This is a genomic window from Mongoliibacter ruber, from assembly GCF_003003005.1.
Lineage (GTDB): Bacteria > Bacteroidota > Bacteroidia > Cytophagales > Cyclobacteriaceae > Mongoliibacter > Mongoliibacter ruber.
Genome location: NZ_PVTR01000006.1, coordinates 196,329 through 220,703 on the forward strand (window position 1 = coordinate 196,329; position 24,375 = coordinate 220,703).

Annotated in this window: 14 protein-coding genes; 11 read left to right on the top strand and 3 right to left on the bottom strand. The window is 39.6% G+C overall.

The genetic code is table 11. From position 1 onward, the window contains the following. The first annotated feature begins 163 nt into the window (after positions 1–163). Positions 164–2,659, top strand: coding sequence for a mechanosensitive ion channel family protein (locus CLW00_RS11565; RefSeq protein WP_106133842.1), 2,496 nt, complete (start codon positions 164–166; stop codon positions 2,657–2,659). A gap of 169 nt (positions 2,660–2,828) precedes the next feature. Here the strand turns inward: CLW00_RS11565 and rlmB are convergent, their stop codons facing one another. Together rlmB and CLW00_RS11575 are read right to left on the bottom strand one after the other, a co-directional pair. Next, positions 2,829–3,605 carry a 23S rRNA (guanosine(2251)-2'-O)-methyltransferase RlmB gene (rlmB, locus tag CLW00_RS11570; protein ID WP_106133843.1) on the bottom strand — a complete coding sequence of 259 codons (777 nt, stop codon included), beginning with the start codon at positions 3,603–3,605 and terminating at the stop codon, positions 2,829–2,831. Next, positions 3,578–4,828 carry a GWxTD domain-containing protein gene (locus CLW00_RS11575; protein ID WP_106133844.1) on the bottom strand — a complete coding sequence of 417 codons (1,251 nt, stop codon included), beginning with the start codon at positions 4,826–4,828 and terminating at the stop codon, positions 3,578–3,580. The genes rlmB and CLW00_RS11575 overlap by 28 nt, the downstream gene beginning before the upstream one ends. 49 nt (positions 4,829–4,877) lie before the next feature. Between CLW00_RS11575 and CLW00_RS11580 the strand changes: the two genes are divergently transcribed. Further along, positions 4,878–5,654, top strand: coding sequence for a class I SAM-dependent methyltransferase (locus tag CLW00_RS11580; protein WP_106133845.1), 777 nt, complete (start codon positions 4,878–4,880; stop codon positions 5,652–5,654). 53 nt (positions 5,655–5,707) lie between these two features. On the opposite strand, the gene CLW00_RS11585 is transcribed toward CLW00_RS11580, so the two are convergent. Further along, entirely contained in the window at positions 5,708–8,689 is a 2,982-nt protein-coding gene (locus CLW00_RS11585; protein WP_106133846.1) for a glycosyltransferase family 117 protein, read from the bottom strand. 147 nt (positions 8,690–8,836) lie between these two features. Between CLW00_RS11585 and trxA the strand changes: the two genes are divergently transcribed. From trxA to CLW00_RS21395, 9 genes are all read left to right on the top strand, one after another. After that, entirely contained in the window at positions 8,837–9,157 is a 321-nt protein-coding gene (trxA, locus tag CLW00_RS11590; protein WP_106133847.1) for a thioredoxin, read from the top strand. 84 nt (positions 9,158–9,241) lie between these two features. Further along, on the top strand, positions 9,242–10,663 hold the full coding sequence (locus CLW00_RS11595) for an MBL fold metallo-hydrolase (RefSeq protein ID WP_106133848.1): 1,422 nt from the start codon (positions 9,242–9,244) through the stop codon (positions 10,661–10,663). A 123-nt stretch (positions 10,664–10,786) separates the two neighbouring features. Further along, the gene (locus CLW00_RS11600; RefSeq protein WP_106133849.1) at positions 10,787–12,178 is read left to right on the top strand and encodes an OprD family outer membrane porin; all 1,392 of its coding nucleotides are present in this window, start codon (positions 10,787–10,789) and stop codon (positions 12,176–12,178) included. A gap of 25 nt (positions 12,179–12,203) precedes the next feature. Continuing rightward, complete coding sequence (locus CLW00_RS11605) at positions 12,204–12,785, top strand: YeeE/YedE family protein (RefSeq protein ID WP_106133850.1); 582 nt, start codon at positions 12,204–12,206, stop codon at positions 12,783–12,785. 11 nt (positions 12,786–12,796) lie between these two features. Next, positions 12,797–13,279, top strand: a complete 483-nt coding sequence (locus tag CLW00_RS11610) for a DUF6691 family protein (protein ID WP_106133851.1) — start codon at positions 12,797–12,799, stop codon at positions 13,277–13,279. A gap of 336 nt (positions 13,280–13,615) precedes the next feature. Continuing rightward, a complete protein-coding gene (locus CLW00_RS11615; protein ID WP_106133852.1) occupies positions 13,616–14,788 on the top strand; it encodes an MFS transporter in 1,173 nt (390 codons plus the stop codon). 76 nt (positions 14,789–14,864) lie between these two features. Beyond that, positions 14,865–15,581, top strand: coding sequence for an acyl-[acyl-carrier-protein] thioesterase (locus CLW00_RS11620; RefSeq protein WP_170073215.1), 717 nt, complete (start codon positions 14,865–14,867; stop codon positions 15,579–15,581). Positions 15,582–15,659: 78 nt separating this feature from the next. Continuing rightward, positions 15,660–16,895 carry a helix-turn-helix domain-containing protein gene (locus CLW00_RS11625; RefSeq protein WP_106133854.1) on the top strand — a complete coding sequence of 412 codons (1,236 nt, stop codon included), beginning with the start codon at positions 15,660–15,662 and terminating at the stop codon, positions 16,893–16,895. 412 nt (positions 16,896–17,307) lie between these two features. After that, positions 17,308–24,375 (top strand): MBG domain-containing protein (locus CLW00_RS21395; protein ID WP_245917249.1); only part of this gene is annotated, 7,068 nt, incomplete at its 3' end.

A 24,375-nucleotide genomic window follows, 5' to 3' on the forward strand; every position in this document is an offset into this window, starting at 1 on the left:
TTCATAAATTGTATACCAAAGAAGATTATATGTCAGTATGGCTTTAAAATAGGTAAAAACCTATGAAAACAAGCCAATATGGCATATAAAACATCACTCGCGCCTTACAGATATGACGTTTAGCCATTCAATTCAAATTTTGACTATCTTTAAAATAAAAACTATGCGGGCTTTTAATTTGACCGGGATTCTACTTGTATTGCTGTTGACGCTGATTTTTAGGCCAACAAATGCTCAAGAAGCACAAAGCGAAAGGTCGATTGATACCATTCTTGTAAACAATCCTTCAGTAGACACTGTGTATGCAAATAGCCGGCAGTCAATTCCTACTTTGGAAGCCAGTATACAAAAAACCCAGGAATACACTTTTAAAATTGGGAGAATCACAAGAATACTCAAAAAAGACTTCGACACTTTAAGTATAAACAATATCATTCCGCCTACAGAAAGGTTTATCAACACCGTTGAATCACGACTCTTGGACCCGGACTCAAGGATCAACCTGAGGTATATAAATGCGCTGATAAATTGGCATGACGGCACCGCTGACGGATTGGTCCAAGCCGAAAGAATTATAAATAACAGGATCCAAGAATTGGCCATTGTCAAACAGAAACTCGACTCAATAAGGCAAGATCCCATTTTTACCAGCAAGCTAAGAGATACCACACTACTTCCCGAGTACCAGCGAACCATCAACACACTTCGATCTAATTTCGAAAAATCTGATAGCAGTCTTAATGTACAAAGGCTCAAAGCCGCTACATATCAATCCAGGGTATCAAACTTCAGCATCCGCATAAACGAGATAGACGAGAGGCTACATGCCGAAAAGAGAAATCTTGAAAATGCCCTTTTCTCTAAAGAGACAAATTTCATCTGGGAACCTAAAGACCTTCCAAACACCGAAAGGCTTTCCCATGTGTTTAGAGATTCTCTCAGATTCAATATTATCATTTTACAGGGATACATTGCAAACCACCTCGGTATCAGCTTCTTTTTATTGGTTTTGGTGTTTTTGATCTATTATTGGCTCAGTACCAACCTGAAAAAAATTAGGAGTGAAAAGGAATTTGCAACCATTATCCTAAGCAGGGTGCGTTATGTAACTATATACCCAAGGCTGTCAAGTCTATTGCTAATCTTGGCGATAGCTCCGTTTTTCTATCCAAATCCTCCGATTTCATTTTTTGCCTTGATATTGATTATAATGGTTGGGATTTCAGGAATATTGTTGTCACGAAGAATCGGCAAAAGTGGAATGAAGGTATGGCTGATGATATTTGGGCTTTTCCTCATCAGCACGGCTAGCAACTTATACTGGGAGATTGCTTTTCAAGAAAGATGGCACCTTTTGTTTTTCAGCACTATCGGCATTCTACTGGGATTCAGGCTAATCAAGTTACAGAAACAGGATAGTGAATTAATCCCGAAATATGTCCATATCCTAGCCAAAATCTATATTGCTTTTTGTTCTGTGTCTATTTTTGCGAATGTTTTAGGCAGATTTAGCTTGGGTAAGATGATCGGAATCACAGCTACCATAAGCTTGATGCATGCCATCAGTTTGATCATTTTCATCATCATTATCAAAGAATTAATCTATCTTCAAATAGAAGTGAGCAGGAAAAATGAAAGTGAGTTGACATCGGTGATTGACTTTTATGATATCCAGAAAAGAATAAACAGCATGTTTTCCTACTTGGCCATCACCATTTGGGCATTCTACTTTTTTGCGAGCATGAATATATTGGAAACACTTCTGGAATGGTCAGGCAATTTCTTGTCCCAACCGCGAAGTATTCTGAATGCATCCTTTACCTTCGCTCAAATAGCTGTGTTTTTCTTGGTTGTATACATTGCTACTTTTTTGGCAAACACCGTTGCATACATTGCCAATATTAAAGACCAGCAAAATGAAAGTACAAGAAACAAAAAGCTTGGGTCTTCTATTCTCCTGATTCGTCTTGCAGTATTGACAATTGGTTTTTTGATTGCCATTGCAGCATCCGGAATTCCTGTAGATAAAATAGCCATTGTCCTTGGTGCGCTTTCCGTCGGTATAGGTTTTGGTTTACAGACAATAGTCAATAACCTGGTTTCTGGGGTTATTCTCGCATTTGAAAGACCTATTCAAATCGGAGATGTCATTCAAGTGGGGTCTATTGAGGGAATTGTTAGAGAAATCGGTATTCGCGCCAGTAAAATCAAAAACTGGGATGGTGCAGAAGTCATCATTCCAAACGGAGACCTTTTAGCCCAGCAACTGACCAACTGGACCTTATCCGATAAGCAAAGAAGAATAGAATTGATTATTGGTGTCAGTTACAATGCCGACATGGACAAAGTGACCGAGCTAATCCAGAAAGAATTGGACAGAGATGAAATCCTTAAAAAGCCGATAGCCAGAGTTTACATGCAGACCTTTGGAGACAATTCGGTAAACTTCAGGGTTCTATTTTGGGTCAATGATATTGACATTTGGGTAATTCTCCGAGATCAGGTAATGCGCGGGATTTGGAAGGCGTTCAAGGATCATGGTGTAGAAATCCCATTCCCTCAAAGGGATTTGCATGTCAAAAGTTTCCCTGGCTTGATCAAAGAAACAATCTCAAAGCCTTTCCCGAAAGATGAGCCCGATGAAGACAAAAAAACCTGATAGAGACATCTCTATCAGGTTTTCCTATACCTGTCTGATATATTAATATGCCAATAGCCTTATGTTTCTTATTAATTGATATCTAGTAGTATGAGAAATCGAATTAAGAAATCATTGCCTGTTTCAAAATTTTAAGCGGTTAACGTATTCCTACAAACACTCAGATTAGTCAGTTTCTCCTTTGCCTAATACCTTCATAAATTACTACTGCAGCGGAAACAGAAACATTCAAACTTTCAATATTTCCTGCCAGAGGTATTTTTACGAATTCATCTGATATGCCAATCAATTCTTGAGAGATCCCATCTTCTTCAGAACCCATGATCAAAGCAGTAGGTAAAGTATAATCGGCCTCATACATGAGTCTTTCGGTCTTTTCAGTGACACTCACGATATTCAACCCCATTTTTTTGAGGTCTTTTACTGTGTAATAAAGGTTTTTTGCCCTGCAAACCGGAAGATGGTTGAGTGCTCCTGCAGAAGTTTTTACTGCATCAGAATTGATCTGAGCACTGCCTTTTTCAGGTATCACAATGGCATGCACACCTGCGCAATCAGCTGTTCTAGCAATAGCACCAAAATTTCTCACATCCGTAATCCTGTCCAAGACCAAAATCATCGGAGCAATACCTTTAGAGAAGCATTCTTCGATCACATTGTCCAGAGATGCATATTGGATTGCAGACATGTGGGCTACTACACCTTGATGGTTTTTTCTTGTAATCCTGTTGAGTTTGCCATCCGGAACCCTCACGACCGGAATTCTTTCCTGCTTGGCCAATTTTAAAAGTTCTTTGACCAGTTCATTGTTGACTTCCTTGTCTACAAGAATCTTGTCAATATCCTTTTGTGCACTGATGGCCTCCATGACCGCCCTTGTTCCAAAAATAAAATCTTTTTCGTTTTCTCCTTTATTGATCAGAAATCCATCTGTCCGCTTCTCCATAATGTAATGCTTTTGAACCACTCCGGCTGTAGGCTTCTTGAGCGGTTAAGTATATAATAATTTGGGGTCAAAATATTTTTGACGCGTGCAAAGGTAAAAGTAATTTTCGAATTAGAGTTAGCAATGAGATAAGACCAGATTTCACCATTCATTTTAAAAGACACTTCATTAGGTGGCCCCATCACGGTGTAGACCATGCCTCGGTCTGTTTTCCAACCTTCTTTGAAATCTGTAAATAATATATTTGCAAACTCGATTTGCTTGAAGTACTCTCTGATCAACTTTTTAGCTTGGTCTTCATCTTTCGTCAATCCTATCCAGTATTGATCTAGCGCAATTTTTTTATCTTCAGCCTCATTGAGGGCTTCATGCTCTTTTCTCGTTGATATATAGGCCACCATTTCTACCATTTCATCATAGTCTTGTACTTTGGGGAAAGCATCATTTACTGTTCTAAGCATCATCCCTTTTGTGGAATTGGTGTCGGATTGAATGAAATAATAGCCATCATCTTCAAATTTTTTAGGGGTATTCAATAAGAAATCACCTTGATAATTGACAGTTACCTCTCGGGGAACTGCAGCTGGCCTGATTTCCATGGGAGGCAATGGCACATCAAAAGTAGCAGGGTAATGAAATTTATGTAAACTGACTGGTCCTGCACCTTTGAATTCGAGCGCATCATTTTTAACCATAAAATTTTGATCAAAAGGGATTTGATCACCATAGTAAGCCCAAAAATCAGGATAGCCAAAAACAAATGGGCTGATCAAATCTGCATGGTAATAATACTCATCACCTTGTCTTGTATCTGTTGCTCGCAGCAATGCGAAAGCCATTTCCTGATCTTCGGGTATGGTTACTGTCTTTTCAAAATAAAAATGAAAATTAGTCTCCCTGACTAGGTCCGCCTCAGTCAGATTGACCATGTTCTGTGCAGTAATAGGCTCTTGAAAGGATGAAAGAATACCATATGAGAAGTTATAGACTCCAAACTCAATGTTTTCTTCGATTTTTTCTACAGGCATCTGCAACACAAAAGACCTTTCACCTTCTTTGACGGGGATCACTTTTGGAGCAATTCTTGAATACCTTGAATACCTCAAAGACTGATTCAGCTGCTCGAGGGTCTGCTGGGCATTTGCAAGAAATGGAAAGGCAATAAGGATAAGAATTAGTCCTGAAATGGGGTTAAATTTTGAACTGATTTTTTGTCTGATCATCTGCTTTTAAAAATTAAGCTTATTTTTGCTCAAATTAATGAAATTTTAAATGGCTACCTATACAACGGAAATCACTTCTGATAAGTTGGTGAGTGATAATCCCATCCACCAAAGACTTTTAAAGGCATATATCGCTGCAAAACCGATGGTAAAAGGAGACTTATTGGAAGTCGGCTGCGGGGAAGGAAGGGGCGTAGAAGTGCTATTGAAGCATGTAGACTCCTACCTTGGATTGGACAAGATTCAGGAGGTAATCGAAAGTCTTTCCTCAAAATACCCAAAAGCACTGTTTCAGCAAGCTGTCATTCCACCTTTTAAAGATATCGAAGATAACAGTTTTGACACAGTGGTAAGCTTTCAGGTGATAGAGCATATCGAAAATGACAAACTTTTTTTACAGGAAATCTACCGTGTTCTACGACCAGGTGGAAAGGCTATCATTTCAACTCCAAATATCAGACATACGCTTTCGAGAAATCCATGGCACATCCGGGAGTACACCGCTCCACAATTGCAGCGCTTGTGCGAAGCTATTTTTGATGAGGTAGAAACAATGGGTATAGGAGGCAACTCCAAAGTTTGGAATTACCATGAAGCCAACAGGAAATCTGTCAATAAGATTATGCGCTTTGATATTTTAAATCTCCAATATAGACTTCCTGCAGCAGTCTTGAGATGGCCTTATGAAGTACTGAACAGAATTAATAGAAACAAACTTCACAAACAGCAAGGACAACAAGTCACGGATATTACTGAAAGGGATTATCAACTTGTAGCCCATCCTGATAAAGGTTTAGACCTTTTTTATGTATTGAAAAAGTCATAAAAAAATCCGAACCGATAGTATCAGTCCGGATTTTTGATTGCAAACCAAACAAATTATCTTCTATCGATCATGGAACCGCCTGAGGAAGGCCCCATGATTCTCTCTAAACCGTTTTTAAGCTGATTGGCCAATTCGTCATATCCTCTTTCGTTGAGAAGAGGTATGAAATATTTCAGCATCTCTATTGATATCATAGCTTCTCTGTCAAACTCTCTGTTTTCTCTGGTGTAAAACTCCAGCATTTGAATAGACTTATGGGAAATCTTTTCAATGATATCCAAAGCTAGATCGTCCTCTCCTACTTCAAATAATAAAGGCACCATCTGTCCACTAGCCAAATCATATGGTATGGCATCATGGGGCATTTTTTCAAGACTGAATTTCATGATTTCAGCGGCCCTGTCCATATCATCCTCGTCCAAGAGTGCTATCGCTATGGCATTGATGGCCGAGCGGTGATTGGAGGTAAATCTTCTGAATTCATCATCGAAATAGTTATCAGGATTATCCATTCCCCTGAAGGCAAATTCCTCCATGACGTTTTTAAATGCCAGATCCGTATTTACCAGTTCTGACCTCATATTTTGAGGTTTTCTCACAGGAAGCAACCTATAAGTCAAACCTTCCATCACCACATAATCTTCAATATCCAATCCAATGGTAGCCAAAGAAGTGTTGTTGAAATAGATCGGTCTTTCCCAATTATTGGTCGTAATCAAATCTACCAGCATCAAGTTGCCCCTTGTCATGTAGTTGCCCTTAACCCTGAGGTTAATCTGATCTGCCATCAGGCTTTCCATACCTTCTGGAATGAGGCCTTGACCATAAACTTTTTCTAAGTCGACATCCAAGATCAGGTTTTTGGAAGGCACCATATTGTATGTGCTTCTACCTCCACCGGATAGTTTGAGCAGATCACTGTTGTTTTTGAGAAGTCTTAAGTATTCCCTTGATGAAATAGCTTCTAGGTTTTCTCTTTCCATGACATAGAGGACATCATTGGTACCTTTTTTATAATTTTCATACTGAAGAGAAAAAGGCAATCCTTCTGATTCATATGCAGGCTTGGACAACTGATCCACGTACCAATCTGTATCAAAATAACTCAGAACCACTACCCTCACATCTGTCCTAAACCCTTCTACTTCCTGCACATACCAAAGTGGGAATGTATCATTGTCCCCTCCTGTAAACAGAATAGCGTTTGGTGCACAGGATGAAAGAAAGTTTCTGGCAGAATCTACCGAGAAATACCTTCCCTGACGGTTGTGATCATCCCAGTTTTGACTCGCCATCATGACAGGTATTGGGAAAGTTATTGCCGTAGCTATGACGCCAGCCACAGCTAGATTCTTATTCAATTTCCCTATCCAATGTGCCAAAGCCATTACACCGATACCGATCCAGATGGCAAAGGCATAAAAACTACCCACATAAATATAATCTCTTTCCCTAGGCTCTACAGGAGGTGAATTCAGGTACAGTACCAAAACAGCCCCCATCATCAGGAAAAGCATAGTGGTGACATAGAACGAGCGGGGATCATTTTTAGCCTGAAATATCAAGCCCAAGATTCCCAAAAGAAGCGGCAACATCAAATAATTGTTATGCGCTTTGTTCTCTTTGATATAGTCAGGGAATTTGTCCGAAAAGAAATCAGCAATCCCTAACCAAGGAGCATCTGAGAAATCACTCTCACGCCCTGAGAAATTCCACATAAAATACCTCCAATACATATGTCCCAACTGATGCGAAAACATAAAGTAGAGGTTATCTCCAAAAGTAGGTTTTTCACCTTCTCTCAAGCCAAGTTTTGACCTGTAAAGTTGCTTATGCCTTTCTTGAGTAGAGTAAATTCTTGGCAAAATCGTTGTTCTGGAAGGATCATAAATATTGACAGTAGAATAATCCACGATTTCATACTTATCTTTTCCTTTTAGGTAAATAGGAGCACCCTCTTCCTGATCAATCAATTCTGCATCAAAATATTGCCCATGCATCAATGGCCTGTAGCCGTATTGCTCTCTTTTAAGATAAGAAACGTAGCTGATGATATCTTTTGGGGCGTTTTGGTTGATAACTGTATCCTGATTGGCCCTCACCACTATCATGGCATAAGAACCATAGCCTATCATGATAAAAGTCAGGGAAACCAATATGGTATTCAAGACAACCTTGCCATTTTTGATAGAGTAAATGATTCCATAAATCAAAGACCCCACAAACAAGGTGATAAAAACAACTACTCCTGAACCAAATGGTAACCCAATGCTATTGACAAAGAAAATCTCCATTGCTCCTGCCATGCTTGGCAGCCCTGGGATGATGATGTTATTGATAATAATCAATGCCAAGCCGCCTAATGCCAAAGCTATAATTCCACCCTTAAGATTGGGGTTTCTGTATTTTTTGAAATAATAAATCAAAGCCAAAGCAGGCAATGTCACCAAGTTGAGCAAGTGAACACCTATGGATAGGCCGACCAAATAGGCGATGAAGATCATCCACCTGTTTTCATCCCTTGGATCTTCGATTACATCCCATTTCAAAAACGCCCAAATAACGATCGCTGTAAAAAAGGAAGACATGGCATATACCTCAGCCTCAACTGCTGAAAACCAGAAGCTGTCGGTAAAGGTGTAAACCAATGCGCCGACCATTCCAGCGCCCATCAGGGTGATAACTTCTCCTTTGCTTTCTTTTCCTTTTACTACACCAAATAGCTTTCTACCAAAGAGGGTGATGGACCAAAAGAGAAATAAAATCGTCAATCCTGAAAAAACAGCACTACCAATATTCATCCAGTAGGCCACCGACAAGCCATCTCCAAAAGCCAAAAACCCAAACATTCTGTATGTCAGGAGAAAGAAAGGGGCTCCTGGAGGGTGAGGCACCTGAAGCTTATAGGAAACCGCGATAAATTCACCCGGATCCCAAAAACTTGCTGTCTGTTCGACTGTAAGCGCATATACCAAAGTGGCTACGAGAAAAACCAGCCAACCCATCAGGTTATTGACCTTTTTGTAATCAAGCATTGTTTGTGAATAAAGTTGTGATCGGCGAAAATAAGCAATAATTAATAATTGAGGGGTATTTTAACAGCATTTAAGGGTTTGTGATAAAAATTACTGTAGACACTATTTCAATTAGGTACTTTTGTAGTATAATTTAACATTAAAGCCATGAACGAGAAAGCAAAAACATTCAGCGAATTGATAAGTGGAGACACTCCAGTCTTGGTGGACTTTTTCGCCACTTGGTGTGGTCCTTGTCAGATGATGCAGCCTATCTTGGAAGATACTTCCAAGCAGTTGGGAGATGCTGTCAAAATCATCAAAGTAGATGTGGACAAAAATCAGCTTGCGGCAAGTAAATTCCAAGTAAGAGGAGTACCAACCCTTATACTTTTTCATAAAGGTGAGGTTGTATGGAGAGAATCAGGAGTAGTGCCAGCACATCAGCTTACCAATATCATCAAACAAAAAATTACAGTAAACATATAATTTCGCTTAAGTGACAAAAGTCATTCAAGACAAACCCATAAGTAACTAACATTGTATCATCAATCAATAAAACAGAAATAAACTATGATCATCGAACAAATATACACAGGATGCTTAGCGCAAGGAGCTTATTACATTGAATCAGATGGAGAAGCTGCTATCATTGATCCATTAAGAGAAGTTCAGCCTTATATCGAAAAAGCTGAAAGAAGAAATGCGAAAATCAAATATGTTTTCGAAACGCATTTCCATGCTGATTTCGTTTCTGGCCACCAAGACCTTTCTTCTAAGACCGGTGCTCCAATTGTATTTGGACCTACAGGTATGAAAATGGGCTTTGACGCTATCATCGCTGAAGATGGACAGGAATTCCCTCTTGGGAAAGCCAAATTCAAAGTGATCCACACTCCTGGACATACTATGGAAAGTACTTGTTTCCTTTTGATAAATGAAGAAGGAAAAGAAGAAGCCCTATTTACTGGTGACACCTTATTTATAGGAGATGTAGGCCGTCCTGATTTGGCCCAAAAGGTAATCAAAGACCTTACTCAAGATAAATTGGCCGCTCACCTTTATGATTCTTTGAGAAACAAAATCATGCCTTTGGCGGATGACATCATTGTCTATCCAGCGCACGGAGCGGGAAGTGCTTGTGGTAAAAATATGAGTAAAGAGACCACAGATACCTTAGGCAACCAAAAGAAAACAAACTACGCCTTGCAGGAAATGACCAAAGAGGAATTTATCAAAGAAGTCACAACAGGCTTGACCCCTCCTCCTTCTTATTTCCCTCAGAATGTCATGATGAACATCCAAGGATACGATTCTATCGACGAGGTATTGACAAGAGGCATCAACCCACTAAGTCCAGCGGCCTTTGAAGCAGCTGCAAATGAGACCGGTGCTGTGATTTTGGACACAAGAGATGCGCAAGTATTTGCCAAAGGCTTTATTCCAAACTCTATAAATATTGGCATCGATGGAAGCTTTGCTGTATGGGTAGGTGCTTTGGTTCCAGATTTGAAACAAGAAATCCTAATCGTAGCAGAAGACGGTAGAGAAGAAGAAGTTGTCACCAGATTGGCAAGAGTGGGATATGACCACGCCATCGGATTCTTGAAAGGTGGATTTGATTCTTGGAAAAACGACAACAGAGAAGTGGACAATATCCACTCAATTTCCACAGCGGAGCTTGCTTCACTCATGGAAAAAGACGAAAATATCAACATTCTGGATGTGAGAAAAAACTCTGAATTCCTTAGTGAACATGTATTAGGAGCTGAAAATGCACCATTGGATTATATCAACGACAGCATGACCAAAGTCAATAAAGACAAAACTTACTACGTGCATTGCGCAGGCGGTTACAGGTCAATGATCTTTGCTTCAATCCTCAAAGCAAGAGGTTTCGATAACTTGATCGATATCAAAGGAGGCTTTGCAGCCATCAAAGACGCTGACGAAATCAAGGTAAGTGACTACGTTTGTCCTACTACCCTTTTGTAAAATAATTAAAACTCAGTAAATAAAGTGAAATGGCAAGATGTAAGGTCTTGCCATTTTTAGTTTGCTAAAAGATAAGGTGATAATTGTCACAGTTTTGGTAGTTAAAAATGAAGAATTTTGAAAATGTCTAAGATGCTGGGTTTTGTTCTTTTGTTGTCATGGTCTATGCCTCTGACAGCTCAGGAATTTTCAGATTCTAAGGACAGTACTGTGGTATCTTCTGGCAAGCTGGCAGATGAATTAAAAAAAGGAAAGGTGGACTTCCACCTGAAATCCTTCTTTATGGCCACCCAGAACCGAGGCGAGCTATTGAACTATTCAACCCTTGCCGCGGGTGCGGGAATAGGATACACAAGTCCGGAATGGAAAGGTTTTCAAGCCAGATTTAATGGCTTCTTCACCTTTCAGCTCTTTGAAAACAATATCAGAATAGCAGATCCTGCTACAGGTGCTGGAAACAGGTACGAAATCTTGTTGTATGACATGAATGATGTCCGCAACACCAACAAGCTAGACAGGTTAGAAGAATTATATATCTCATACAGGTATAAAAAACTAAGCCTGAAACTCGGCCGCCAACGTGTTCAGAGTCCGCTGCTAAACGAACAGGACAACAGAATGAGACCTAATGTATTTGGCGGATTGTCGGCCACATATGCTGCAAAAGATCTCAAAATCACAGGCATGTGGATAGAGTCTGTCACCATAAGGGGGACAGTAGATTGGTATCAGATCGAAGATTCTTATGGTGTTTATCCTTTTGGACGGAATCCTTTAGGACAGCCTTCTGGTTATAAGGGAAATATTCAATCAAAAGGTATAGCTATACTAGGTGCTCAGTATCATAAAAGTGGATTGACTGCACAAGTCTGGAACTACTATGCCGAAAACGTATTCAATATTAGTTTCGCCCAATTGGATTATCAGAAAAGTCTTGACAATGGGCTCAGGATACACATGGGAGCACAAGGCTTTCATCAGTTTGCAGTAAGAGATGGCGGCAATGAAGATGTACAAAAAGCTTATATCATGCCTGAGGAGAAAGTAAATGCCTTTGGTGGTAAGATGGGGGTTTTCTACAGAAAACATAATCTCTCTGTCAACTTTCTCAGCATTGGAGACGGAGGTAGATTTTTGTTTCCCCGAGAATGGGGAAGGGAAAATTTATTCGCCAGTCTAAATAGAGAACGCTACGAAGGAAGCGGAGATATGAGAGCGTATGTACTGAAATACGACATCGCAACACCAGTTGAGGGATTGTTCACACAATTTGGCGCAGGGCTTATCAACCATTCCGAAGTAGATAATTTCAGATCCAACAAGTACGGTATTCCTTCCTACTATCATTTCACAGGATTGGCTGAATACAAATTCAAAGATTACTTTGAAGGGTTAAACCTTCAATTGTTGGTAGTGAATAAAACAGCAAAAGACGGAGCTTCGATTCCAGATAACCTCAGGATCAATAGGGTTGACTTATGGAACTTCAATCTTATTATGGATTATAAATTTTAAAAAAAGAAAAACAAACAATAGAAAAATGGAACAATTTATAGAATGGATTACACAACCTTGGCCTTGGTGGGTCGCAGGTCCTTTAATAGGATTGACAGTACCGATTTTACTGATCATCGGAAACAAATCTTTTGGGATTTCCTCTTCGCTTAGACACGTATGCGCCATGTGTGCACCAGCCAATATCCCTTTTTTCACATACAATTGGAGAAAAGAAATGTGGAACATGATGTTTGTATTTGGGGTATTGATAGGTGGGTTCATAGCCGCTACATTTATTTCCAATCCAGAAACAATTGTGGTTGCTGAATCTACCCAAAGAGACCTTGCAGCTTTAGGAATCACTGATTATTCCAGATTGCTTCCTGTTGAGATCTTCAATTGGGACAACCTTTTCACCCTAAAAGGTTTGATTTTCTTCGTATTTGGTGGATTTATGGTCGGTTTTGGAACTAGATACGCTGGAGGATGTACCTCTGGACATGCCATCATGGGGATCTCCTCACTTCAATGGCCCTCTGTCGTAGCAACAATTTTCTTTATGCTAGGCGGCTTTATTACAACTCATTTCTTGTTAGGACCTTTAATGGCTTTAGCTGGATTCTAAAAACACACAAAATGAAAACAATAGAAAAAAATAAAATTGCTAAAGATGCTGTTTGTGACGCCCCAAACATGCAAGAAAGCGGTGAAAACTTATTGAAATACCTTATTGTGGGTGTTTTATTTGGGATCATATTTGTAAAGGCTGAGGTAGTTTCCTGGTTCAGAATTCAGGAAATGTTCAGGCTTCAATCCTTTCACATGTATGGAATAATCGGTTCGGCTATAGCAGTCGGTGCACTTTCCATTTTCTTGATCAAAAAATTTAACATCAAATCACTGAAAGGTGAAGTGATCAACATACCGAAAAAAGAATTCAGAAAAGGTCAGATCATTGGCGGGTTCATTTTCGGATTGGGTTGGGCAATCACAGGTGCATGTCCTGGACCACTCTATGCGCAAATAGGAACTGGCTTTACAGTTGTAGCTGTAACATTGCTCTCCGCTATTGCAGGAACATGGGTATACGGTAGATTTGCCGATAAGCTACCCAACTAATCCAATTGTTAAAAAACAAAGAGCTGCCTTGAATAAGGGCAGCTTTTTTTATTTAAAGCTCAATCAAATACTCTCTTGATAATAGCCCGTATCATAAGGATGGCCGCAGCAATCACCGAGCCTGCAATTACAAATTCCATAAAATGTGATTTTACCTAAGTAACCTTCAAGCAAAGGCATTGTTTAGGCAATAGTATTTTTTAATCATTGATTTTTATATTCATTTCACATGCTATCCACGATAAAACGTCAACTGGGAAAGCTTTACATAAAACCCAATTAATCTTTGGTTTTTTCGGCTTAGATTGCAGTCTCAAACCTAAGAAATTGCCACAAATGAATCAACTCTCAAAAAGAAGGATTGCCATAGGCAGCCTATTTTTTTTGGCTGGACTAAGCTTTGCTTCCTGGGCATCCCGAATACCGGATGTTCAGCTCAAATTTTCTTTTTCAGAAGCACAATTAGGCACACTACTTTTGGGGCTTCCTATCGGAGCAATGGTGGCTCTACCCTTGGCGGGATGGGCTGTGCATCGGTTTGGCAGCAAGATTGTCGTCATACTTTCCGCTGTTGGGTATTCGGTTTTTCTTCCATTGATAGGTTTCAGCGATAGTCTCCTCGTATTGATACCTGTGGTGGTAGTATTTGGAATGCTGGGAAACACCATGAATATATCCCTCAATACCCAAGCATTGGCCTTGGAGGATAATTATGGCAGGAGTATACTGGCTTCCTTGCATGGTTTATGGAGTTTAGCGGGATTTACTGGTGCAGGAATTGGCGCCATGATGATATATTTTGACCTACTGCCCAGATTCCACTTTCTGATTATCTCTTGCATCACACTGCTTATTATATTGTTGACACATTCATTTCTGGTCCAAGACAAAAGAAGTGGTGGCGGTTCGGGCATGGTTTTCAAAATGCCTGAAGGTCTTTTGTTACGAATTGGTGGAATTGCTTTTTTAGGTATGCTGAGCGAAGGTTGCATGTTTGATTGGAGTGGGGTTTATTTCAAAAAGGTGGTTGAAATCGAAGCCCGGTTTGTTGCACTTGGATACGTAGCCTTTATGGGAGCTATGGCCGGAGGAAGATTTGTAATTGACAAGCTGATCAACCGTTTTGGTAGGATTCTGATCATCAGATTGAGTGGCTTTTTTATCTTCAGTGGACTGATGATCTCGGTAATATTTCCATACCCACTGCCCGCTACTTTGGGGTTTTTGGTAGTAGGACTTGGCGTAGCTGCTATAGTCCCCACCTCATATAGCATAGCAGGTCGATCCAAGGATTACCCTCCGAGTGTAGCCTTGGCCATTATATCTACAATTTCCTTTTTTGGATTTCTTATCGGGCCACCAATGATTGGTTTTATTGCTGAATTGCTTTCCTTGAAAGTCTCCTTTGTATTAGTAGCTTTTGCAGGGTTGGGAATCACCCTTTTATCCAGTATCAAAATGGATGTTTTCGAAAGTCTGAAAAGAGTCACAAAAGATAGTGCTGTATAAAACCTGCATTAAAAAGAACTTGTTTAACAGTTTGGAAAATTATCCTTAAGTTTAAATAAGGTAAAAAATACTGCCAATGAATCCCAAAAAACCTTTTCAATTTGAAAAAACATTCGAAGTACTCTCCTTTCAGATAGACCCCTTAGGAAACCTGAGATGGGCTGCTTTGGGAGATCTACTGCAGGAGACTGCCTGGAAACATGCTGACAGTAGAGGCTTTGGTCAAAAACTTTTTGAAGCGAATCTGGTGTGGGTTTTGTCAAGACTGGAAATCAAAGTCCACCATATGCCCACTTGGGGAGAAGAAATAGTAGTAAAAACCGCAGGAAGGGGAATTCACAAGCTTTTTGCTTTGAGGGAATTCGAGGTGTGTAATTCCAAGGGTGAGGTTATAGCGGAAGCCAATTCTGCTTGGTTACTTCTCAACACACAAACTAAAAGGCCACAAAGACCCAATCAGGTATTGCCTTCGGAACTGTTTGATGAGGTAGAGGATACACATCACTTGCCTCTGAAAATCGACAAAACCGAAAATCTTGAAAAGCCAATTCCTATTGTAGTCCGTGCCTCAGATTTGGACATGAATAACCATGTCAACAATGTCAGTTATATTCGATGGGTGGAAGATTATGCCTATGAATTTGATTTGAGCTTCAATTATTTAGCAATTAATTACCTTTCAGAAGCAAAAATCGGTGAAACGGTTGATATAAAAGGCAATTTTAACCTTGAAAAAATCACATTACAAGGCGATAACCCAGTTAAACAAATTTTTATTGCAATAATCAGCTAATCCCGAGAATTTCACTTTAATTTGACTAAGTTGGGCAAGATTTCACAACACACCCACTTAATCACGTATTTGTAATCCATGGGATTTGATCTATTACTAATCATAATTCTATTGGCTTTAGGCACCGTAAACAGCCTTTTCTTAATTATAAAAAAAGATGAGGGATATCTCCCAAACACCATGTTTGGCTGGTCTTTATTGTTCTACAATATATTTATCCTGAGTTATTTTCTATGGTTTGAGGCTGGCTATGTCTTAGAAGTTCCTCATTTGCTTAGGTCAGTAAGTCCATTGATGTATTTGGGGGCTCCTTTCTTTTACTTTTTCATCAGAAATGTCTTATTTGATCTAAAAGGTTTTCAAAAATATGACTGGGTACATTTCCTTCCCGTAGTTTTTCATTTTTTGGAATTGATTCCATTTTACCTGGAATCCCAAGAAGTGAAATATGCCATAGCTGAAATAATCGTAGAATCACCCAATCAGCGTAATTATATTGGCCATGGGCTTATACCTGTCTCTTTTCACTACACGCTAAGGATAGTATTACAAACCGGTTACTTTTTTTATTGCATATACCTGATTTATAGGGTAAAACCCTCTTTTCTCACTAGGATAGATAGTGAAAAAATGAGAAACTGGTTATTTATTACTGTCTTTTTTATGGGCTGGGTTGTCATTTCCAACCTGATTTATGCCATTTTGGTCAACCTCAGCAATCTAACTGATGCCGATTTCAGCCTTCTTCTCACATACACGGTCAATATTTCTCTTTTAGGAATTTTGCTTTTAAACCTATACATAAATTTCAAACCAGAATTGGTTTATCGTTATGATCCGAGAGAAGACTTTGGAGAAATTGGAATATTGAACGAGGAGGAAACCTTATCAGAAGAATCAGTTAACAAAAGCTCAGCAGAGAATGAAGAGATCCTAAATGCTTTAGAAGACGATTCTCAAAATTCAAATAGGAATCAACTTCAACTGATTAGAACTGTTCTAGAAACAGATCAATTATTTTTGGAAAAGAATGTCAATATCAAAGTTCTGGCAGAAAAAATCAGCCTTCCCCTTAAAACCACTTCCCATTTATTTAAAACTGAATATGGTAAAGGTTTCAATGAAGTAGCCAATGAATACAGGATCTTGCAGGCAATTAAACAAATAGAAGAGGGATACCTTGACCAATATACTTTGGAGTCTTTGGGCAGTGAAGTAGGATTTAATTCTCGTACAACATTTTTTAACGCATTCAAAAAACACCAAAACTGTAGCCCTACGGAGTATTGGAAAAATTTTCAGAACATGGACTAAATACCTGAATTTGTTTCCTACTTCATGTTACTGGATTTCATTACCTGTCTGGTCATTTATTACGCAAAAAGTTCAAAAAAAGAACACAACTACATTTCACATCTATTATTTTACAATACACTCAATTTATTTTTAAATTTTTCAACCTAACGATTTTGCATTTCATTTTTATTTTTTAGCACTTCTCTGACTTAGCGTTTCAAAAACCGATTCTGAAACATACACTTTTTGAATAATGGGTGGGATATGGTGTCATTTACTTTATCAAGTACAACAAGATACTTTAAAAAATCACCCGAAATTAATTCTATCAATGAAAATTCTATCAATTAAAAAATTTGATTCTTTAGGTTTAAATTACCCATCCTACATACAGATGGCCTTATTTTTCAACAATAAATCCATCTTAAAAATGCTGGTTTATTTTTGGGCATTTTTGTTTTTCCAAAGTGGTGCTTTGGCTGTAAATAATGAAAACAGTATTGAGGAATCATACCCAACATCTAATAAGTCCACCATACTTATTAATGATAATTCCCAAAAAACAGTTTATGCCAACAGTATTTCCGGGAATGACTCTAACGACGGTTTGACACCAGAGTCTGCAAAGAAAACCTTTCATTCCGCATATTTAGCGGCTGAATCAAATGATACTATTGATCTCACGGGAACATTTACATGGACTGATGCCGGTGAATCAGGTGATGTGCAGTGGTTAGGCTATATGATAGAAAAAAGCCTAACCATAAGAGGTCAAAGTGCACAAAATACCATTGTACAAGCTCACGAAAGTCCGAATTCATCTGATAGGAGAGTTTTTGGGATTACTGCATTCGATGTTGTTTTTGAAAATCTCACTATAAGACATGGGACAGCGGCTGCATTTACATCTGGTGCTCAAAGAGATAGCCAAGGAGGGGCAATTGGATATCCAAGACTTAATTATTCTTCTACTGATTACAGTTTAACAGTAAGAAATTGTGTTTTAACAGCTAACAGAGCTAATCCAAATAGTTTTGGAACAAACCATGTAGTAATTTTCTCAACCGGGAATTTTTTAATGGAGAATTCTACGGTTCACAGTAATACATCAACAAAAACCGAAACATATTTCGTGTTTCTTAATGTACAAACTTCTCTATCTATATCAAGAATAATCAGGAATTCTACTTTTTCAAATAACACTACCTCAGATGCAAATAAAACGACTACTGCGGATGTGTTTTTGGATAGATCCAGACTTACCATTGAGCATTGTACTTTTTTTAATAGCAACAGTTCAATACGATCACATGTAGGAAATATTTCAATAGTTAATACCATTGCCTATGGGAATACTGACACAAAGGATTTATTTTTTCCATCTAATGGAACTACTATAAATATTAGAAATTCAATAGTTCAATCACTTGATGCAACCACTAATACCCCAACAATTATTAACAGTGAAATTGGTGATCAACCTAATTTAAATTTGAGCCCTACACTTCAACTTAATGAAAGCAAATTAGGTACACCAACTTTTGCTGTTTTAGAAAACAGTATTGCCATTGATGCTGCGGATTCTGATTTTTCCAATTCACCCAATGACACAGACCAAAGAGGATTATTGCCAAATGGAATTCGAGACATTGGAGCTTTTGAATTTGAGGGTTTAGTAACACCGCCCTATGCTGGTGGGTCGGGCACTGAGTTTGATCCTTATCAGATCAGTGATTGGACACATTTGCACAATATCAGAGAAGATTTGGAGGCTTATTTTATCCTGAACAATAATTTAGATGAGACCTCATCAGGCTACGAAACCTATGCTTCATCGACGGCTAATAATAATAAAGGTTGGTTACCTATTGGAGATAATCTAACTCGATTTTCAGGCAAATTTGACGGTAAAAATCATACTATAAAAGGACTTACTATAAATCGGGGTAGCACAGCTAATATTGGGCTCTTCAGTGTGGCAGAATTATATGCAGACTTTAAAAATGTTGGTTTAATCGATGTTTCCATAATTGGAGGATCAAATGTCGGAGGATTGATAGGTAGTATAGGTTCTAAGTTTTCTAAAATTTCTAACGTATTTGTTACGGGAAATGTCACAGGTGTGAGCGGAGTTGGAGGGCTTCTTGGACGAGGCTCAAGTCTAAACATTTCAAATTCCTACACTGATGTTGCTGTTGAAGCAACACATGCTAGTTTACCACGTGCAGGAGGTTTTATTGGATATACAAGCGCTAGAACTAATTTTAGTTATTGTTACTCTGTAGGATCAGTATCAAGCCTTACTACAGCAACAACTGGTGGATTTATAGGGTCCAATTCCAATTTCGATAATTCTAGCTTGGAAATATATTGGGACATTGAGACTTCCGGGCAAACAAGTAGCATTGATGGAATAGGAAAAACCACCGCTGAGATGAAGGCCTTGGCTACATTTACAGGATGGAACTTTACTCCTGATACTGGAATATGGAACATCAAGCAAGCTGATTCAGACGAAGGGTTTAGTTCCTACCCCTACTTGCAAGGCTTTTCTTACGATATACCTGAAGCTGAACCGGTGGTTAATCCGATACCTGGACTAGAGCTCCTACTATATGCCGGAGGATCCGGGACACCTGAAGATCCTTTCCAAATCAGCAATTGGAAACATTTGAATAATGTGAGAGAAAATCTTTCGGCACATTTCATCCTCAAAAATAACCTTGATGAAGCATCAACAGACTATGAGACTTATGCTTCTGCTACTGCTAATGACAATGCGGGATGGTTACCTATCGGAGGGTCAGTTAGATTTTCAGGCAATTTTGACGGCAAGAATTATACTATTAAAGGACTTACAGTCAATCGAAGTAGCACCGACGATATTGGACTATTCGGTATTATTACAGGGGCTTTGGGGTCTAATATAGTCTTGAAGAATGTAGGGTTAATTGATGTCTCGATAATTGGTAATCGAAGAGTTGGAGGATTGATCGGTCGTAGTATCTCGTATGTAGAAATTTCGGGAGTTTATGTTACGGGAACGGTCAAAGGAGTAAGCGAGATTGGAGGACTTATTGGACGAACTGAAATTATAAATATTTCAAACTCTTATACTGATGTGGCTGTTGAAGCTTCAAATACTACTACCCCGAATATTGGTGGTTTCGTTGGGTTTACAAGATCGAATAGTGTAATTAGTAATTCTTATTCTAAAGGATTTGTAAAAAGTACCACCACTAATACAACTGGCGGATTTACAGGGTCAGGAACTGCTACTGTGAGTGATTCTTATTGGGACACTGAGACTTCTGGGCAAACAAATAGCATTGATGGAATAGGAAAAACCTCCGCTGAGATGAAGACTCAGTCTACTTTTTCAAGTTGGGACTTCACTTCAGAAGGCTTTTGGAATATGCAACAGCCAGAAAATGGCTTTAAATCCTATCCTTACTTGCAGGGTTTTATCTACGATGAAATCGGGACAGATCCTGAGCTAAACCCGATTCCTGGATTGGAAGAAGTATTATATGCCGGTGGATCAGGTACATCTGAAGATCCTTACCAGATTGAAGACTGGGGACATCTACACAACATCAGAAAAGATTTAGGGGCATACTTTATTCTGAACAATAATATAGACGAGACTTCATCAGGCTACGAAACCTATGCTTCAGCCACAGCTAACGGCAATCAGGGTTGGCTTCCAATAGGTAGTGGTTCATCTCAATTTACAGGTTACCTTGATGGAAAAAATCACTTTGTTAAGGGATTAACAATCAATAGACCTGAAACAGATTATGTAGGACTATTTTCTGAAACAGAAGGAGGCCAGGTAAATAATTTAGGACTTATTGATGTCTCCATTGTTGGGAAAGATTTCGTAGGAGGTTTAATCGGTTCAAAAATAGCCGGAAATTTTTCCAAGTTATATGTGAAAGGGAGTGTTTCAGGAGTAAACCAAGTTGGGGGACTTGCCGGGCGACAGCATAGTGGAGGTTCTCTAAATAATTCCTACACAGACGTTGAAGTCTTCTCCTCCGGAATTCATCTTGGTGGGTTTGTTGGATTAAACAACGATGGAGGAACGATCAATACTAGCTACTCTGTAGGAAAAGTAACAGGTTCTGGTTCAGATATAGGGGGTTTTACAGGTTTTATGGATAATGGCGGACGTGCGCAAAATTGCTTCTGGGACACCGAAACCTCAGGTCTGTTATCCAGTGCTGGCGGAACTGGAAAGACTACAGCTGAAATGAAAATGCTGGAAACTTTCTCTGGATGGAATTTCTCTACTGAAAATGGAGCTTGGAGCATCAAAGAAACTGAAAATAATGAGGGGTATATTTCCTATCCTTACTTGCAAAGCTTTTCATACGATATACCTGAAACTGAACCGGAAATTAACCCAATTCCAGGATTGGAAGAAATAGTAATCGTAATCACTCCTTCAGGCAACAACATCCTTCATGTAAAAAAAGGTGGCGCTGGTACTTTCGAAGGTGACTCATGGGAGAATGCAATCCCCGAACTGGCTCATGCGCTGAATTGGGCAAGAGAAAACCGCGAAAATGATTTGTGGTCTTCTGCCGAACCCCTTCAGATATGGGTAGCCGGCGGAACTTACCTTCCACTTTACAATGCCGCAGATGGATTTTTTGATTCAGATGGAGATAGAGACAACTCCTTTGTGATGGTGAGGGATGTACAACTTTTCGGAGGTTTTGCTGGAACGGAAATCAGCCTGGAAGAACGAGATCTTGCTCTAAAGGCAAATACCAGTATTCTCAGTGGAGACTTATTGGGTAATGACGGAAAAGGCTTCTTAAACTTTTTAGACAATGCCCATCACGTCCTGATTTCGGCGGGCAATGTGGGTGTGGCCAGTTTAGATGGATTTACTGTAAGTGGCGGAAATTCGAATGGGTTAAACAATAAATTGGTTTTTGGAAGAAACATTGCAAGGGTACGTGGGGCCGGGATGATTATTGTTTTCTCGTCACCTGAAATACGAAATGTGATTTTTTCAGAAAATACAGCTTCCGTTGATGGTGGGGGGATTTATAATGCTAACTCACAGTCCAATTTCACCAATGTGCTTATTGCGAACAATAGGGCAAATGATGGTGCAGGAGTGTATAATAATTTCAGTTCTGGGACTTATACCAATGTTACCATTGCAAACAATCAAGCTGCTCAAGAAGGAGGAGGTATTAAAAATGTGTTTAGTTCAAATTCAACACTCCGCAATGTAGTAGTATTGGGAAATGAGGCAAATACAAGTCCCGGAATCTTTCTTCATTCAGGTCCTTTAGAGGATTCTCAAATTACTTCCTCATTTAGTTTGATACAGGGCTTTACTTCACAAAACGATGGCAACATCGATGCAACAAGTATTTCACCTGAGGCTATATTCGAAGATTTTGAAAATAGCGACTATAGCCTGAAAGCCGGTGCATTGCCAATCAATGCAGGCGATCCGGATACTGAGCTCGCTCTCTTCTTAGGCGGGCCTGATGTACCTGTAGATTTAAACGGGAATGCAAGGGTGATTGCAGGTGTAATTGACATGGGAGCCTATGAGCGCCAGCAATTGCCACAAACACTCACCATCAATACACCTCCCTCTTTGACTTATGGCGATAGCGATTTAACATTTGATGTCACTACCACTTCAGGTTTGCAAGTGACTTATTCTGTTGTTGAAAATGATTTCGTTTCTGTGAGTTCCGGTGGTTCTTCACTGAACGCAATCAAAGCTACCGAGAGCTTGGTTGAAATTATGGTTTCGGTAGCTGGAAATGATACTTATGACCCTGCCAGTACCACAGTTTCAATACCTGTAGGAAAACTTCAATTGGAAATCGGAGATCCAATACTTACTCCCAAGGAATTTGATGGGACAAACATAGCTTTCCTGGACTTGGGTCCTTTATTAAATTTGATTGATGGGGATGATATAGAGGTAAGCTTTACAGCAAACTATAATAACTCCGCTGTTGGAACAGGGAAAACAGTTACTGTTCAGTATGAAGTTTCAGGCAATGATGCAGAAAATTATATTTCTCTAAAGGAATTCATCAGCAATGATGGGGTCATAAACCTTGCAACAATCACCGGAATCGAGCTCAACAAGGAAAGCTTTGTCTTCGACGGTTCGGCTAAGTCTTTGGCGATTGAAGGAACACTTCCTGAAGGAACTTCAGTGGATTACAGCAACAACAGTAGAACAGATGTTGGAAACCAGACGGTAACGGCAACGATCAGCGGTTTAAATTACAGAGAACTAGAACTGACTGCAGACCTAACTATTACTCCGGCTACTTTAACAATTACTGCTTTGGCAGACCAAGGTAAAGTCTACGGTACCAACGATCCTGAATTGACCTTTAAGGCGACAGGTTTCGAAAGTGAAGATGATGAATCCATATTAACAGGAACTTTAGCAAGAGCAGCCGGAGAAGATGTTGGTGTTTATGCCATCAATCAGGGGACACTTTCAGCTAGTGACAACTACAGCATCGAATTCACAGGGGCTGATTTCAATATCACTACCAAAACTTTGACTGTGATGGCCAACCCAGAACAAAGCAAAGTCTACGGTGCCAACGATCCTGCATTGACTTTCAAGGCAACTGGTTTTGTAAACGAAGATGATGAATCTATCATTTCGGGAACCTTGACCAGGGCAGCCGGAGAAGATGTTGGTGTTTATGCCATCAATCAGGGAACACTTTCAGCTGGTGACAACTACAGCATCGAATTCACAGGGGCTGATTTCAATATCACTACCAAAACTCTGACTGTGATGGCCAACCCAGAACAAAGCAAAGTCTATGGTGCCAACGATCCTGCATTGACTTTCAAGGCAACTGGTTTTGTAAACGAAGATGATGAATCTATCATTTCGGGAACCTTGACCAGGGCAGCCGGAGAAGATGTTGGTGTTTATGCCATCAATCAGGGAACACTTTCAGCTGGTGACAACTACAGCATCGAATTCACAGGGGCTGATTTCAATATCACTACCAAAACTTTGACTGTGATGGCCAATCCAGATCAGAGCAAAGTCTATGGTGCCAACGATCCTGCATTGACTTTCAAGGCAACTGGTTTTGTAAACGAAGATGATGAATCTATCATTTCGGGAACCTTGACCAGAGCAGCCGGAGAAGATATTGGTGTTTACGCCATCAATCAGGGAACACTTTCAGCTGGCGACAACTACAGCATCGAATTCACAGGGGCTGATTTCAATATCACTACCAAAACTTTGACTGTGATGGCCAACCCAGAACAAAGCAAAGTCTATGGTGCCAACGATCCTGCATTGACTTTCAAGGCAACTGGTTTCGAAAGTGAGGATGATGAATCCATATTTACAGGAACTTTAGCAAGAGCAGCCGGAGAAGATGTTGGCGCTTATGCCATCAATCAGGGAACACTTTCAGCTGGTGACAACTACAGCATCGAATTCACAGGGGCTGATTTCAATATC

Excerpts from the sequence above, each read along its gene's own strand:
- CLW00_RS11610 (WP_106133851.1), top strand. The coding sequence starts at position 12,797 with ATGAAAACAATAGAAAAAAATAAAATTGCTAAAGATGCTGTTTGTGAC.
- CLW00_RS11595 (WP_106133848.1), top strand. The coding sequence starts at position 9,242 with ATGATCATCGAACAAATATACACAGGATGCTTAGCGCAAGGAGCTTAT.
- CLW00_RS11605 (WP_106133850.1), top strand. The coding sequence starts at position 12,204 with ATGGAACAATTTATAGAATGGATTACACAACCTTGGCCTTGGTGGGTC.
- CLW00_RS11615 (WP_106133852.1), top strand. The coding sequence starts at position 13,616 with ATGAATCAACTCTCAAAAAGAAGGATTGCCATAGGCAGCCTATTTTTT.
- CLW00_RS11565 (WP_106133842.1), top strand. The coding sequence starts at position 164 with ATGCGGGCTTTTAATTTGACCGGGATTCTACTTGTATTGCTGTTGACG.
- CLW00_RS11580 (WP_106133845.1), top strand. The coding sequence starts at position 4,878 with ATGGCTACCTATACAACGGAAATCACTTCTGATAAGTTGGTGAGTGAT.
- CLW00_RS11575 (WP_106133844.1), bottom strand. The coding sequence starts at position 4,828 with ATGATCAGACAAAAAATCAGTTCAAAATTTAACCCCATTTCAGGACTA.
- trxA (WP_106133847.1), top strand. The coding sequence starts at position 8,837 with ATGAACGAGAAAGCAAAAACATTCAGCGAATTGATAAGTGGAGACACT.
- CLW00_RS11600 (WP_106133849.1), top strand. The coding sequence starts at position 10,787 with ATGTCTAAGATGCTGGGTTTTGTTCTTTTGTTGTCATGGTCTATGCCT.
- CLW00_RS11585 (WP_106133846.1), bottom strand. The coding sequence starts at position 8,689 with ATGCTTGATTACAAAAAGGTCAATAACCTGATGGGTTGGCTGGTTTTT.
- CLW00_RS11625 (WP_106133854.1), top strand. The coding sequence starts at position 15,660 with ATGGGATTTGATCTATTACTAATCATAATTCTATTGGCTTTAGGCACC.
- CLW00_RS11620 (WP_170073215.1), top strand. The coding sequence starts at position 14,865 with ATGAATCCCAAAAAACCTTTTCAATTTGAAAAAACATTCGAAGTACTC.
- rlmB (WP_106133843.1), bottom strand. The coding sequence starts at position 3,605 with ATGGAGAAGCGGACAGATGGATTTCTGATCAATAAAGGAGAAAACGAA.